General features: G+C 67.7%; 11 protein-coding genes, 1 tRNA gene and 2 pseudogenes. 9 read left to right on the top strand and 5 right to left on the bottom strand.

Features of this window, described 5'->3' with window-relative positions; all coding sequences use genetic code 11:
- Positions 1-650 precede the first annotated feature (650 nt).
- Together ACFPZ3_RS04130 and ACFPZ3_RS04125 are read left to right on the top strand one after the other, a co-directional pair.
- A complete protein-coding gene (locus tag ACFPZ3_RS04130; RefSeq protein ID WP_379512576.1) occupies positions 651-1,322 on the top strand; it encodes a M14 family zinc carboxypeptidase in 672 nt (223 codons plus the stop codon).
- Positions 1,323-1,329: 7 nt separating this feature from the next.
- Positions 1,330-1,452: pseudogene (locus ACFPZ3_RS04125) on the top strand (IS5/IS1182 family transposase); the annotation flags it as partial.
- On the opposite strand, the gene ACFPZ3_RS04120 reads toward ACFPZ3_RS04125, so the two are convergent.
- From ACFPZ3_RS04120 to ACFPZ3_RS04105, 4 genes are all read right to left on the bottom strand, one after another.
- On the bottom strand, positions 1,423-1,800 hold the full coding sequence (locus tag ACFPZ3_RS04120; RefSeq protein ID WP_379512575.1) for a hypothetical protein: 378 nt from the start codon (positions 1,798-1,800) through the stop codon (positions 1,423-1,425). The pseudogene ACFPZ3_RS04125 and the gene ACFPZ3_RS04120 sit on opposite strands and share 30 nt — an antisense overlap.
- A 156-nt stretch (positions 1,801-1,956) precedes the next feature.
- Positions 1,957-2,484, bottom strand: coding sequence for a hypothetical protein (locus tag ACFPZ3_RS04115; RefSeq protein WP_379512574.1), 528 nt, complete (start codon positions 2,482-2,484; stop codon positions 1,957-1,959).
- Complete coding sequence (locus tag ACFPZ3_RS04110) at positions 2,481-2,858, bottom strand: hypothetical protein (protein WP_379512573.1); 378 nt, start codon at positions 2,856-2,858, stop codon at positions 2,481-2,483. Before ACFPZ3_RS04110 ends, ACFPZ3_RS04115 begins: the two co-directional genes overlap by 4 nt.
- Positions 2,859-3,454: 596 nt before the next feature.
- Positions 3,455-3,540 (bottom strand) — tRNA-Leu (locus ACFPZ3_RS04105).
- 389 nt (positions 3,541-3,929) lie between these two features.
- Here ACFPZ3_RS04105 and ACFPZ3_RS04100 point away from each other — a divergent pair.
- The gene (locus tag ACFPZ3_RS04100; protein WP_379512572.1) at positions 3,930-4,478 is read left to right on the top strand and encodes a hypothetical protein; all 549 of its coding nucleotides are present in this window, start codon (positions 3,930-3,932) and stop codon (positions 4,476-4,478) included.
- A 333-nt stretch (positions 4,479-4,811) separates the two neighbouring features.
- Positions 4,812-6,869 (top strand): chaplin family protein, encoded by a 2,058-nt coding sequence (locus tag ACFPZ3_RS04095; protein ID WP_379512571.1) that lies wholly within the window; start codon positions 4,812-4,814, stop codon positions 6,867-6,869.
- A gap of 187 nt (positions 6,870-7,056) precedes the next feature.
- Here the strand turns inward: ACFPZ3_RS04095 and ACFPZ3_RS04090 are convergent, their stop codons facing one another.
- On the bottom strand, positions 7,057-7,242 hold the full coding sequence (locus ACFPZ3_RS04090) for a DUF5703 family protein (protein ID WP_103957247.1): 186 nt from the start codon (positions 7,240-7,242) through the stop codon (positions 7,057-7,059).
- Positions 7,243-7,432: 190 nt separating this feature from the next.
- On the opposite strand from ACFPZ3_RS04090, the gene topA reads away from it, so the two are divergent.
- From topA to ACFPZ3_RS04065, 5 genes and pseudogenes are all read left to right on the top strand, one after another.
- The gene (topA, locus tag ACFPZ3_RS04085) at positions 7,433-10,123 is read left to right on the top strand and encodes a type I DNA topoisomerase (RefSeq protein WP_379512570.1); all 2,691 of its coding nucleotides are present in this window, start codon (positions 7,433-7,435) and stop codon (positions 10,121-10,123) included.
- A gap of 52 nt (positions 10,124-10,175) precedes the next feature.
- Positions 10,176-11,387: a metallophosphoesterase gene (locus ACFPZ3_RS04080; RefSeq protein WP_379512569.1), complete on the top strand. Its 1,212-nt coding sequence runs from the start codon at positions 10,176-10,178 to the stop codon at positions 11,385-11,387.
- A 74-nt stretch (positions 11,388-11,461) separates the two neighbouring features.
- On the top strand, positions 11,462-12,019 hold the full coding sequence (locus ACFPZ3_RS04075; RefSeq protein ID WP_379512568.1) for a helix-turn-helix transcriptional regulator: 558 nt from the start codon (positions 11,462-11,464) through the stop codon (positions 12,017-12,019).
- 141 nt (positions 12,020-12,160) lie between these two features.
- Entirely contained in the window at positions 12,161-14,203 is a 2,043-nt protein-coding gene (gene tmk / locus ACFPZ3_RS04070) for a dTMP kinase (protein ID WP_379512567.1), read from the top strand.
- 64 nt (positions 14,204-14,267) lie between these two features.
- Positions 14,268-14,727, top strand: a pseudogene (locus ACFPZ3_RS04065) (DNA polymerase III subunit delta'); the annotation flags it as partial.

Genomic DNA, 14,727 nt, shown 5'->3' with positions numbered 1-14,727 from the left:
CTCGCAGGACATGTCCCCTGTGTATCCCCATCCCCAAATATCACATTTCCTTCGCCTGACGTACTAAAGCTCGCACCCGGCTGAGCGGTCAGCCGGGCACAGTGGAGGTCTCACCGCTTGGCGGTCACGGGTCGGAGTTCGACTTCGATGTCCGCAGCGTCATCGAAAGTACGGCACGAAGCATTTCGGACGCTTGTTGAACACTCAGTCCGATGCTTCGACCTTATCGACGCCGGCTCGGTCCACCCGCAGGAGTCTGGCGGGCAGTTCGCCGGTTCTCTCGACGAGCCCGTCCAGGACGGCGTTGGCGCACGCCAGAGGCGAGCCCGCTTCATGCGGTTGGTTCCAGAGCCTACTGGGGCGCGGTTCCGGGGTTCTCATAGCCTTCCCGTCCCTGCCTGACTGAGAGCTGACATGCCGTAAGCGAAGCCGCATCCTTCGTCGGAGGGTGATCGCGCCGCTGCGCTCGCGACACATCGAGGGCGACATCATCCTGATCGAAGGCGTCCCTGAGAACTATGCCCCGACCGCCGCCGTTTAGGCGATACGGGAGGTCCTGCCCATCGAGTAGCCCTCGGTTTCCGGCCGGGCGCACCAGCACCAGGCCCTCCGCCAACTCGCGGAATCGCCCGCCCATGTGCGGGCGCGCGATGAACCGGCAGCCCAATAAAGGCACCACCTCTACGCTGAATCCCTCCGACGACCCGGTGGGGACCGATCTGAACAGGAACTGGGGTTACCAGTGGAACACGATCGGTTCGGATAAACGGAAGACATCGGAGACCTACCGGGGTCCAGCGGCGTTTTCCGCTCCGGAGACAAAGGCCGCGCGGGATTTCGTGTCAGGCCGCAACAAAAACCGGCGGCGGATCACGATGGCTGTGGATTGGCACTCCTTCGCCAGCGCCGTGCTGTCGCCGTATGAATACACCAGAAATAAGCGGGACGGCAAGATGACCCAGGATCAACGGCAGGTGTTCGACCAGCTCGGCCAGCAATTAGCCGACCGTTATCCCGCCGGAAGTAATGTCAGCTATCTGCGGGTGTCGGGTCTCGTCCGCGACGGCAACCCTCCACCGGCCGGCGGGATGATCGACTGGCTGTGGGCCAATCAGAAGATCTTCGCCTTCGCCTTGGAAATGGGAGCAGGCAAGCCTGGTGCGGGCAAGGAGTATAACCCCTTCTATCCTCCGGCGGGCATGATCGAGGACATCACGACGGAGAACAAGGCTGCCGTGCTGCATCTACTGGAGCAGGCCGACTGCCCGTACCGGGTGATCGGCAAGGAGAAGTCCTTCTGCAAGGGCCCGGCCCCGGAATAGGAGTGGACTACTCGACCAAACCAAGACCGCCTACCCGACCATATCGGAAGCCTGGGTCGACACCGGCTTCAAGAACGCCTTAATCGAACACGGCGCCACCTTAGGCATCGACGTCGAAGTCGTCTCCAGAAAAGCCACCGTCGAAGTTCAGGTGCGCCTGCTTTGCAAGGGTTCGCAGTTCCTGCCATTCGGGGGACGTGGCTACTGCTTCCTCGGTCCAGACGTCTGTACCCGTGTCGGTCATGCAGCGCAGGTGGGTGTCGACAGGGAGGAGAGTTTGCAAGGCATCCTGCCCCAGCACTCCCTCTTGGACCTTGGCCTGAGCCAGATGCAGTGCGTCGTCGAATTCCAGGGCCAGTTCGTCGACGCCGACCTTCAGGTTGCGGACATGTCCCAGCTGCTGATCGGCGTCCCAGCTCAGTTGACCGAGAACGTTATGGATCCAGCGACAGAACTCAGGCTCCTGTTCGCCGGTCATCTGATGATTCCCCCTATATCTCCGTGCGTGCCTATCAGGATCAGGTGAGTCCGGCGTCATACGTATTTCGTGACCGGGACTGTTTCCAGGCTGAGTTCATGCTGTCAGGTGCTCTCGCCGTGATGATGGACATCTTCGCCGCTGGATGACGGTGACCTATGTTAGTTCGAACCAGTCGGGTGCAACGCCGGCGAGTTCGGACTCCGGCAGTGTGGCGCCGGCCTTGCGGAGGCGTTCCATCAGCAGTTGTGCTCGCTGGTGGGCGGAGTCCTCGCCGCAGAACGAGTACAGCACCGTGCTGTCGAGCTCTGTTGGGATGGGCAGGAGATAGAGCCCTTTGATGATGTCGAGACTCATCGTGACGGCGGCGTCTGCGGCACCGGCCTTGGCCCGCCGTACGGCATCGGCCAGGAACGGCTCGACGACCTCGTCGAGGATCTCGTCGGCGACGTCGTAGGGCTCGACCCAGCCTTGTCCCGGCTGGTAGCCGGTTCGTCCGGACAGCGACTCCACGTTCAGTTCCATGATGGAGGTCCGGAGCTGTTCGGCGAGTCCTGCGGGTATGGTCTCGACCGCTTCTCGTGCGATCGTTTCGGCTTTGTCCCGCAGTTCGGGATGTGCGGCAAGGAGTTTGGTGAGGACGAGGATGGCCTCTGAGCCGGAGAGATGAGGCAGGGCGGTCACAGCGGGTCCAATCCGAGCGGGGGAACCGTGGCCTCGCCGTCGGTGAAGCGGCCGACGGGTGTGTCGAGCAGGACGCGGACGTTCTTGTGGGCGAAGCCCACCACCGTGCCCTTCATGCCGTGCATGTAGGAGGGGCGGATGCTGTGGTTGACCCGGACCCGGTCACCGACCTGGAAGGTGGCGAAGGCCTCGCGCTCTTGGGCGTTCTTGCGTTCGTGCTGGCGCTGGTTGACCGCACGGGCGATCTCCGGGAGATGCTCGTCGAGATCGCCGCTGACGATGAGCCCGATCAGCATGCGGACCTGCCACCGGGCATCCGCCGCGTGATCCACTTCGACGTCGGATCCGAGGGGATCGTGTCGTTCGTCATTCACAGAGTAAGCATGCCGCAGGGGGCCTGTTGCCGGCGTGGCTCAATTCCGGCTTGCTCGATCACGCTCATCCGTGCCGTGTCACTCCCGGCGTGACCTTGAACACGGCCGTCCACTAGGCACCGGCGTTGTCTGATTCATACATCGACGCGGGAGGCATCAAAGGCGTGGGGGATATAGGCGCTCCAGCCGATCGGTGTGGAGGGCGCGAGCTCGGCAAGTATTGCTCCGCGCTCGATGTCGGAGGCGGCCCGATCGAGACCTCCTCGTGGATCAACGAGAGAAAGAGCGAACGCGCCCGCCTGGAAGGGGAGTTGAAGGCCGTCCCGGCCGATCGGTGGGCGTTGCACAGGTCAAGGGGAGAAGGCCATCGTGAAGAAGGGCGACACCAAGCCACCACGCCGCTCGACGGCTCGGCTGTGCAAACGGCGTCTCTACCCGTGTAGAAGACCTGCGGTGACCAGCCAGCTTGGGTGCCAGGGCTTGGAAACCCAGATCTGGGGGTGAGCTGCCACCCGGTCGCCCGGTTCTCCAGGTCACTACAAGCGCCGACGCAGCACAGCGGGAGAAGTCGCAACTTCTCCCGCTTTAGTGTGAAGTGTCCGAGGGGGGACTTGAACCCCCATGCCCATCACTGGGCACTAGCACCTCAAGCTAGCGCGTCTGCCTATTCCGCCACCCGGACTTGGTGCCTGCACGTGGGACCGTCATCCCGCGTCGGCTCCGTAAGGTTAGCAAACTCTGGGGAGTGCGTCATACCAAGTATCCGCACCTCGTCAGAGACCCCTTGGATGGCGTCGTCTGGGGCTCCGGATGGGGGTTCCGTGGGGATCGCAGGAGCGCGTTGGGCTGGTTGCGGATGGTTTGGGCGCGGGGGAGTTGGTGAATTTCTGGGGCTCCGGTGAAAAGGGCTTGCGGCAACTTTGGGTGGTGCTACGGTTACGGATCGTTGAGGGGTGAGTCCACGGACCGGCCTCACGATGTGAGGCCGGTTCTGGAGCACGGGAGGGTAATGTGACGCGCGCGGCGGTGTGGCGGTCAAGGGCTCAGGCCCCTGCTGTCCTCCGCCCGCGTGTGGCTGACCTGGCCCAGGACGTGACCACAGATCGGGACGACCGGATGGCGCGGTTCGCGGCCGGTGCCCGTCGGGTCATCGTCCGGGCTGCCGCCATCGGCGCCCTGGTGGCCACAGGCTGGCTGCTCGCTGTTCTGTTCGGCGCGTTCAACGCCGCTCCGGCGGCCGCGGAGACCACCGCGGCGACAGGAGTGGCAGCGGACAGCGCCGTGGAGACGGGAGTGGCGGACACCAACGTGGCGACGAATGCCGAGTCAGGCCCCGATCGCTCGTCGGACAACACCGAAGCCATGGCCGGTCGCACGGTCAATGGCCTCAACAGCCAGGAAGATCCTGGCCTCCCACCACCTTCCTCCGCCGGAAAGATCCTGGACACCAATGGTTTGGTGCCCAATGGTGGTGGCAGCGGTCCGTTCGGGGCCGCAACCGGGGATGTCGCGAGGTCCGTTTTCGACCCGCGGCTCCAGGCTGGGCGCGCCCCCCTGGCGCGCCTGCTTCCCCCCGTCGTCCGCACAGCGGCGGACGACCCTTCTTTCTCACCTGACTGATCCCTCCCCAGGACCCTGATCTGAGCTGACCGGTACGAAGTCAGCCGGCGTCCAAGCGTGGAGCTGGCCGGTACGAAGTCAGCCGGCGGTCCTAAACGTGGAGCTGGCCGGTACGAAGTCAGTCGGCGGTCCAAAGCGTGGAGCTGGCCGGTAAGGCGTCAGCTTTCCATGGCACAAGCGGCGGAGCGAGGCATGAGTCCCTCCGCCCGCGGGTGAAACACGTCAGTCAAGCTGGTTCGCGATTCCGAGGTCTCCGCTGTGCGCGAAACCTGGGCCTCGGCCTGCCCGCGAACCGTTCAGGTATCCCCCCGAGAACCACTAGGAGCATTCATCATGCGTACGTGGGCAAAAGCATCTACTCCTGCGGCCCTGCTGGCCGTGGCCGTCATGTCGTTCGGCGGCGGTGGCACCGCGCTGGCCGACACCTCGGGCGACGGGTCCGTCGCCGGCGGTAACCAGGTCGACCTGCCGATCTCCGTGCCGATCGACATCAGCGGCAACGCCGTGGCCGGCGTCGGCAAGTCGGAGGCCACCTCGCAGGGCGGCGCCGAGGTCGTGAACACGCAACGGCCGGGCATCGCCAACAACACCTCGGGCAACGGGTCCGTCGGCGGCGGCAACCAGGTGAACGCGCCGATCAGCGTGCCGATCAACGCCTGTGGCAACGCCGTCTCGCTGATCGGCAAGTCCGACGCGGGCTGCAAGGGCGGGGCCACGGTCCACAACCACGGCAGGGGCGGCGCCGGAGGCAACCGTACCTCGGGCAACGGCAGTGTGCTGGGCGGCAACCAGATCACCGCGCCCATCAGCGCGCCGATCAACGCCTGCGGCAACGCGGTGGCGATCTTCGGCGACTCGACGGCGGGCTGCAAGGGCGGCTCCAGCGTCTACAACACCGGCGTGGGAGCGGGCGGCAACCGTACCTCCGGCAACGGTGGCGTGCTGGGCGGCAACCAGGTCATCGCGCCGATCAGCGCGCCGATCAACATCTGCGGCAACTCGGTGGCCGTGGTCGGCCGGGCGTTCTCCGGCTGCCAGGGCGGCTCCACCGTCACGAACAACGGCGGTGGCCCCCGCTACCACGCCCGGCACATGGCCGCGGGCTCCACGGGCAACGACACCGACGGGCGTTTCGGGGTCGGCAGCGGCAACCAGGTCGTCGCGCCGATCAGCCTGCCGGTCGACGTCTGCGGCAACGCCGTGGGCAACGCGACCGCCGGGTGCAAGGGCGGCGCGACGGTGGAGAACTCCGGCGGCGGCTCCGGCGCGGGTGGTAACACCACGGCCGGTACGGCGGGCGTACTGAGTGGAAACCAGGCGGTCGCGCCGGTCAGCGCCCCGATCGACGTCTGCGGCAACGCCGCGGCGGTGCTCGGTCACGCGTTCGCCGGGTGCAAGGGCGGCGCCATCGTCAAGAAGGGCGGCAGGGGCGCCGGCGGCAACCGTACGTCCGGTGCGGGCGGGGTGCTGGCCGGAAACCAGGCGGTCGCGCCGATCAGCGCGCCGATCAACGTCTGCGGCAACGCGGCCGCCGTCCTCGGCAAGTCCGCGGCCCACTGCAAGGGTGGCGCCGGGGTGTGGCCGCACGACGGTGTGGGCGGGGGCTGGAACCGTACCTCGGGTGCGGGCGGTGTGCTGTCGGGCAACCAGGCGATCGCGCCGATCGCCGCGCCGATCAACGTCTGCGGCAACGCCGCCGCCGTGCTGGGTGACGCGGCCGCCGGATGCCTCGGTGGCGCGCACGTGGGCAGGCCGGGGTACGAGCGCCCCGACGGGTTCGAGCGCTTCGCCCGTGCCAACACCAAGGTCGCGGGCGCCAAGGGCGGGTTCCTGCCCATCACGCCCTCCCTGCCGGTCCTCGGCCAGGCCCCTGACATCAGCGGGCTCGCCAAGCAGCTGCCCGTCGGTGACCTGAGCAAGCAGCTGCCGGTCGGTGACCTGAGCAAGCAGCTCCCGGTGGGCGACCTGAGCAAGCCCCTCGAGACCGTCGGCGGTGTCTCCCACCAGCTCCCCGTCCTCGGCGACCTCGGCCAGACGTTCGGCCTGCCGCAGCTCCCCGAGCTGCCCGGCCTGCCGGTGGCCCCGGAGCAGCCCAAGAAGACCGCGCTGTCCGCGCAGGCCGACCCCAAGGGCCGTGGCACCGCGTCGAGGTCCGTCTCCCCGCTCGACCCGGCCACCGACCTGGTCTCCTCCACCCCCGTCGGCGGCGCGGTGAACTCCGCCACCCGCGGCCTGCCGGTCGGCAACCTCGGCCTGATGAGCGCCGAGCAGCCCGCCGGCCTCACCGGGATGAACACGGGCTCGCTGCTCGCGCTGGTGCTCGGCTCGATGCTGGCGGCCTCGGCGACGCTGTTCGCCTCGGCCCGTCGGGTCCGGTTCGGCCGCAAGTAGGCGGTTCCGGTTCGGCCGTAAGCAACGAACCAGACAACCGTAAGCAAAGAGATCAGTAAGCGGTAAGTAGCGCATCGGGAAGTACAAGACAAACGATGGTTCCTGCTCACAGCCCGTGAGCAGCCCACGATAGACGCTTTGCCCGTTCCGGGGGCGCGGCCCGGGGCGGGCAAAGCCATGTCCGCGTTCAGAGCGTGCGGCGTACTCGCATGATCTTGCGCCGCAGGCGAACGTGGCGGCTCCCGTCGGGATGCACACGGACGCGCGCCAGCTCCCACTGACCGTACTCTGCGTGTTCGGTCAGCAGTTGACGTGCTGCTTCGCGAGTGAGGTCGCGCGGAATGAAGATATCCATGTAGGAGTAGTCGAGCACAACGATTAGTCTCCAGGGTGAGTCAGGGCGCCATGCCGCTCGATGGGCCTTATTCTGCGTGCTTGCGGGTGGACCCGGAAGCTAGTGGGTAGCCCGGGGGAAGGAAATTTCCGCGAGTCGGGTTACCTTTCAGTCTGTGCCGACTCCCGGCAGGGGGATTTGCAAAGCGAACAGCGAGGTAGGAAGCAGCGTGCCAGCCAAGAACGGCAGCGCCGGCGGAACACGCCTGGTCATCGTCGAGTCGCCAGCCAAGGCGAAGACGATCGCCGGGTACCTCGGGCGCGGCTACATCGTCGAATCGAGCATCGGTCACATCCGCGACCTGCCGGAGAAGGCCGACGACATCCCCGAGAAGTACAAGGGGGCGCCTTGGGCACGTCTCGGCGTCAACGTCGAGCACGAGTTCGAGCCGCTGTACGTCGTCAACCCCGACAAACGCTCGCAGGTCGCCAAACTGCGGCAGTTGCTGAAGGACGCTGACGAGCTCTATCTGGCCACTGACGAGGACCGCGAGGGCGAGGCCATTGCCTGGCACCTGCGTGAGGTGCTCAAGCCCAAGGTCCCCGTGCACCGCATGGTGTTCCACGAGATCACCCCGCAGGCGATCAGGGACGCCGTGGCCAACCCGCGCGACCTCAACCTGCGCCTGGTGGACGCGCAGGAGACCCGGCGCATCCTCGACCGCCTCTACGGCTACGAGGTCAGCCCCGTCCTGTGGAAGAAGGTCAAGCCGCGGCTGTCGGCGGGTCGGGTGCAGTCGGTGGCGACGCGACTGGTGGTGGAGCGCGAGCGCGACCGTATGGCGTTCACGCCTGCCCACTATTGGGACCTGCAGGCGTTGTTCGACACGGGCAAGACGGAGGAGCGGCCGCACGACTTCACCGGCACGCTGACCGGGGTAAACGGCAAGCGGGTCGCGCAGGGACGCGACTTCGCCAGCACGGGGCAGCTCAAGAACGCCGACGTGCTGCACCTGTCCGAGGCCGCCGCCGGGGAGCTGGCCGGGCGGCTGCAGGGGGTGTCGTTCGCGGTCAAGTCCGTGGAGCGCAAGCCGTACACACGTAAGCCTTATGCCCCGTTCCGGACGACCACATTGCAGCAGGAGGCCAGCCGGAAGCTGGGGTTCTCCGCGAAGTACACGATGCAGGTCGCGCAGCGGCTCTATGAGAACGGGTTCATCACCTACATGCGTACCGACAGCATCACGCTGTCGGAGACGGCGGTGTCGGCCGCGCGGTCACAGGCGATCAAGCTGTACGGCGCCGCGTACGTGCCGGACAAGCCGCGCGTCTACTCCAGCAAGGTGAAGAGCGCGCAGGAGGCGCACGAGGCGATCCGGCCGTCGGGTGAGGAGTTCCGCACACCGGGCGAGACCGGCCTTTCTGCCGACATGTTCCGGCTTTACGAGCTGATCTGGCAGCGTACGGTCTCCTCGCAGATGAAGGACGCGGTCGGCGAGTCGGTCACGGTGAAGGTGGGCGGCAGGTCGTCCTCCGGCGAGGACGTCGAGTTCAGCTCGTCCGGTCGGACGATCACGTTCTACGGGTTCCTGAAGGCGTACGTGGAGGGGTCCGACGACCCCTCGACCGATCGCGACGACTCCGAGAAGCGGCTGCCGAACCTGGCGGAGGGCGACGCGCTCAGCGTGACGCGGCTCGACGTGGCCGGTCACTCGACCAAGCCGCCCGCGCGTTACACCGAGGCGTCGCTGGTCAAGGAGCTGGAGGATCGGGAGATCGGGCGGCCTTCGACGTACGCCTCGATCATCGGGACCATTCTCGACCGCGGTTACGTCTTCAAGAAGGGCACGGCCCTGGTGCCGTCGTTCCTGGCGTTCGCCGTGGTCAACCTGCTGGAGCAACATTTCGGGAACCTGGTCGACTACGACTTCACGGCCGAGATGGAGAAGGTGCTCGACGACATCGCCAACGACCGGGCGGAGCGGCTGCCCGAGCTGCAGCGCTTCTACTACGGGGCCGACGGCGACGAGGGTCTGAAGGAGATGGTCACCGATCTCGATGACATCGACGCCAAGGAGATCAGTTCGTTCCCGGTGAGGGGCACGGACATCATGCTGCGGGTCGGGCGATACGGGCCCTACCTCGACAGGGACGGCGCGCGGGTCAACGTGCCCGAGGACATGACGCCCGACGAGCTGACGGGGGAGAAGGCCGAGGAGATGTTCTCGCGGCCGACGGGCGACCGCGAGCTCGGCAACGACCCCGCGAGCGGGCACATGATCGTCGCCAAGGATGGGCGGTACGGGCCTTATGTGACGGAGATCCTGCCCGAGCCGGCCGCCGACGCAGAGGCCCCCAAGCGCCGTACGAAGAAGGCCGACGCCCCGAAGCCCCGCACCAGCTCGTTGTTCAAGACGATGTCGCTGGACACGATCACCCTGGACGACGCGCTCAAGCTGCTGTCGATCCCGCGGCTGGTGGGCGAGCTGGATGGCGAGGAGGTCGCGGCACACAACGGGAAGTTCGGCCCGTACCTGAAGAAGGGGACCGACTCCCGTTCGCTGGCCTCCGAGGACGACCTGCTGACCGTCACCATCGAGCAGGCGAAGGAGTTGTTCGCGCAGCCGAAGCAGCGCGGGCGGGGGCGGGCCGCCGCCGCGGCGCCGCTGCGTGAGCTGGGCGATGACCCTGTCTCCAAGAAGCCCGTCGTGGTCAAGGAGGGGCGGTTCGGGCCCTATGCGACCGATGGTGAGACGAACGCGTCGCTGCGCAAGGGCGACACGGTCGAGGACATCACGATCGAACGGGCCGCCGAGCTGCTGGCCGAGCGGCGTGAGCGGGCGCCGGCGCCCAAGAAGACCACCACGCGCAAGGCCCCGGCCAAGAAGGCGCCCGCGAAGAAGCCGGCCGCCAAGTCGTAGGTCACATTCCGGCGGCCACCAGGACGTGGCCGCCGGAAGTAGCATCATTTGTGTGATCGTCCTGCTCTTCGTGGCCTTGGTGCTGCTCGCGCACTGGTACCTGTGGTATCGGCTGGTGCGCCGCACGACCGGCCGCGGGTGGTTGCGCAAGGCGCTGACCTGGGCTCTGGTCGTCCTGCTCGCGGTTCTCGTGACGACGTTCGTGGGCACGCGGATGGGGCTGGAGAGCTGGGTGGCCTGGCCGGGCTACATCTGGCTGGCGGTGATGTTCTACCTGACCGTCATCCTGCTTGTGCTGGAGATTCCGCGGGCCGTGGTCTCGGTGTTCCTGCGCAGGCGCGAGCGGGTGCCCGAGCCGGAGCCCGTCGCGGTGATGGCGGGCGCGGGCGCGCCCGCCGTCCCTGAGGCCGCCATCGTGACGCCCGCTCCCATGAGCAGGCGGATCTTTCTCGAGCGGACCACCGCCGCGGTCGCCGGGGTGAGCGCGCTGGGCACGGTCGGGTACGGCATGACGAGTGCCCTCGGCGACCCCGTGATCGAGCGGGTCGGCATCACGCTGCCGAAGCTGGACCCACGGCTCGGCGGCCTGCGGTTCGCCGTGGTGAGCGACATCCACCTGGGGCCGCTCACGGGCATCGGGCACACCGAGCGCATCGTACGGATGATCAACGGGCTCGAGGCCGACGTGGTGGCGATCGTGGGCGACCTGGTGGACGGGTCGGTGGCCCAGTTGGGGGCGCTGGCGCGGCCCTTGAAGAACCTTGAGTCTCGCTATGGGGCATATTTCGTGACCGGTAACCACGAATACTTCACGGCCGAAGGGCCGGGCGAGTGGATCGAGGAACTGGGCGAGCTCGGCGTACGCTCTCTGCGAAACGAGCGCGTGGAGATCAAGCATCAGGGCGCCGTGCTCGACCTGGCCGGCGTGAACGACGTCGGCGGCGCTGCCAGCGGCGACGCCCCCGACTTCGCCAAGGCACTCGGCGGGCGCGACACCAGCCGCTCCACGGTGCTGCTCGCGCACCAGCCGATCCAGGTCGAGCAGGCCGCGCGGCACGGCGTCGACCTGCAGCTCTCCGGCCACACGCACGGCGGCCAGATCGCGCCGTTCAACCTGGTGGTGGGGCTGCAGCAGCCGGTCGTGTCGGGGCTCGCCACGGTGGACGGCGTTCAGGTGTACGTCACCAGGGGCGCGGGCTTCTGGGGGCCACCGGTGCGCGTCGGGTCGCCGCCCGAGATCACGATGCTGGAATTGCGGAGCTGACTTTTCGTAATGCGGTAGTCACGCCCTGCTCTGCTGGCGTAGAGTATCCGACCAGATACTTTCGGAGGTGGGGCATGGTCTCTTCGCCGATGGAGCAGGCGCTGGGGCAGGAGGTCGCCTTCTGGGCCAGGCGCGGCGGGCTGCTGTTCAGGCAGGCCCGGCATGCCGCGAGCCTCAACCAGAGGGCCCTGGCCAGCGTGAGCGGCACGTCGCGGACGACGTTGTCGGCCTATGAGCACGGCAGGAAGTCGCCGACGCTCGAGACCGCGGGGCGCATCCTCGACGCGGCCGGGTTCCGGCTGGTGCTGGAGGCCAAGGTGGATTGCGCGGCGCACGTGACGGGCGACGGGCGGACGTTCCACGTGCCCTCCCGATTGCCACGGCTGCCGGTCGCCGCGGCGCTGGGCCGCGCGCGGATCGGCGGCAGGGACTACGATCTGGCCGACCGGGATGAGCGGCGGGTGGCCTACACCGCGCTGCTGTGCGAGGGCGGGCCGCAGGAGTTGCTCGCTCACCTGGACGGCGTGCTGCTGGTCGACCTGTGGGACGACCTCGTTCTGCCCGGCGAGATCCGGGCGGCGTGGTCTCTTTTGGTGGAAGAGACGCGCGATGAGGCCGGAGTTATGAATTGATGATGTTTTTGGGGGCCTATTCGAGGTGTGTAACCTGCGCCCGAGCCCGTTCACGTAATACCCTCAGCGACGAGCAACCGGGAATATCCGGCTCGTCTCTTGTCCACCCACTTCTGGTCAACACCTGGATACGCTGAAATCATGACTGCCCCTGGCCGAGGTCGCTCGGCCCACGTGCTGGCCAACGCGCCGTTTCGACGGCTCTGGATGGCCATGTCGGTGTGCAGCCTGGGTGATTGGCTCAACCTGCTGGCGCTGACAGCTCTCGCAGGAAACCTCACCCAGGGTGACTATCGGGTGCAGTCGCTGGCCGTGGGCGGCGTGTTCGTCGCCAAGATGTTGCCGGCCGTGCTGCTCGGGCCCCTGGCCGGAGTCTTCGCCGACCGGTTCGACCGGCGGCTGACAATGGTCACGGCCGACCTGGCGAGATTCGCCGTGGTGTTGTCGATCCCCTTCGTCAACAGCTACGAATGGGTCATCATCGCGACGGTCCTGGTCGAGTGCGTCAACCTGTTCTGGGTGCCGGCCAAGGACGCGACGGTGCCCAACCTGGTGCCCAAGTCGCAACTCGAGTCGGCCAACCAGCTCAACCTGCTGGTCACCTACGGCACCGCGCCGGTCGCGGCCATGTTGTTCGCCGCGTTGTCCGTGGCGGGCGACCTGGTCACCGGCATGATCCCGTTCCTGTCGGGCCGCGACGCGACCGGGCTCGCGCTGGTCGTCAACGCCTGCGCTTATCTCGTGTCGGCCTTCCTGATCTTCACCCTGCGTGACATCCCCAAGCGCAACGGCGCGATCTCCACGCCCTCCGTGCTCAAGCAGATCGTCGAGGGCTGGCGGTTCGTGGGCGGCAACCGGCTGGTGCGCGGCCTGATCATCGGCATGCTGGGGGCGTTCGCGGCCGGTGGGGCCGTGGTGGGCGTGGCGAAGGTCTACGTGGTGGCCCTCGGCGGCGGTGACGCGGCCTACGGCGTGGTGTTCGGGGCGGTCTTCGTCGGCATGGCGCTGGGCATGTTCTTCGGGCTCAGGCTGCTGCGCGAGCTGTCGCGGCGGCGGCTGTTCGGCCTGGCCATCACCGTGGCCGGGCTGGTGCTGGTGGCGATCGCGCTGGTGCACAACCTGGTGATCGTGGTCATGCTGACCGTGGTGCTGGGGGCGTGCGCGGGCATCGCCTGGATCATCGGCTACACGCTGATCGGGCTCGAGGTCGAAGACGCGTTGCGGGGCCGTACGTTCTCCTTCCTGCAGTCCACGGCCCGGGTGACGCTGCTGCTCGTGGTCGCCGTGGCCAACCCGCTGGCCGCGCTGTTCGGGGTGCACGTGCTGGGGCTGGGCGAGTTCAGCTACCGCTTCGACGGCACCAACCTGGTGCTGGTGATCGGCGGGGCGCTCGCGATGGTCGTCGGCATCCTGGCTCTGCGGCACATGGACGACAGGAAGGGCTTCTCGCTGGCGGCCGAGGTGATCGCGGCGGTGCGCGGCGAGAGCTTCCCCTCCGAGGCGGCCGAGCACGTGCCAGGGCTTTTCGTGGCCTTCGAGGGCGGCGAGGGCTCGGGCAAGACCACCCAGTCGCGGCTGGCCGCCATCTGGCTGCGCGACCAGGGCTTCGACGTCGTGCAGACGCGCGAGCCGGGCTCGACCAAGGTCGGCATGCGGTTGCGTGCCATCCTGCTCGACGCGGCCGAGCGGGGGTTGTCGGCGCGGTCCGAGGCATTGTTGTACGCCGCCGACCGGGCCGAGCACGTGGAGAAGGTGATCAGGCCGGCCCTCTACCGGGGCTCGCTCGTGATCACCGACCGTTACGTCGACTCGTCGCTGGCCTATCAGGGCGCGGGCCGGGCGCTCGACCCCAAGGATGTCTCCAAGATCAACGCCTGGGCGACCGGCGGGCTGGTGCCGCACCTGACCGTGCTCATCGACACGCCGCCCGAGGTGGGGCTGACCCGGCTGGGCGGGGCGGCGGACCGGATCGAGTCCGAGCCGCTGGAGTTCCATCAGCGGGTGCGCAAGGAGTTCCGGGCACTAGCGGCGGCGGCTCCTGAGCGCTACCTCGTCGTGGACGGCACGCTGCCGCAGGAGGCGATCACCCGGCAGATCCAGGACCGGATCAGGGAGATCCTGCCCGACCCGGTGCCGCGCGAGTCAGAGGACATCACCGGGACGATGCCCGCCATCCGCGACTAGCCGTCACTGGAGCGGTTGCGGCTAGTCGTCCGCTCGTAAGGTGAAGTGCAACTAGCCTTACGTCGTGACGGTTTTCGATGACCTCGTTGGGCAGGACCAGGCGGCGGCCGTGCTGTCGCGGGCCGCGGCGGCGGCCGGCGAGGTCGTCGCGGGCGGGCGGGGCGCCGGAATGACGCACGCGTGGCTGTTCACCGGCCCGCCGGGCTCGGGCAGGGAGCACGCCGCCCGGGCCTTCGCCGCCGCCCTGATGTGCCCCGACAGGGGCTGCGGGCACTGCGACCAGTGCCACCAGGTGCTCATCGGCTCCCATCCCGACCTGGAGTCCGTACGCCCCGACGGCCTGTCCTACAGCGTCAAGCAGACCCGTGAGCTCATCCTGCGCGCGGCCGGGGCGCCGACGCAGGGGCGGTGGCGGGTCATGTTGTTCGAGGACGCCGACCGGGCCACAGAATCGGCCGCGAACGCCCTCCTCAAGGCCATCGAGGAGCCCGCACCGCGTACGGTGTGGCTGCTCTGCGCTCCCG

Source organism: Nonomuraea insulae (assembly GCF_042656245.1).
This window is presented reverse-complemented; position numbering and strand designations above follow the sequence as displayed.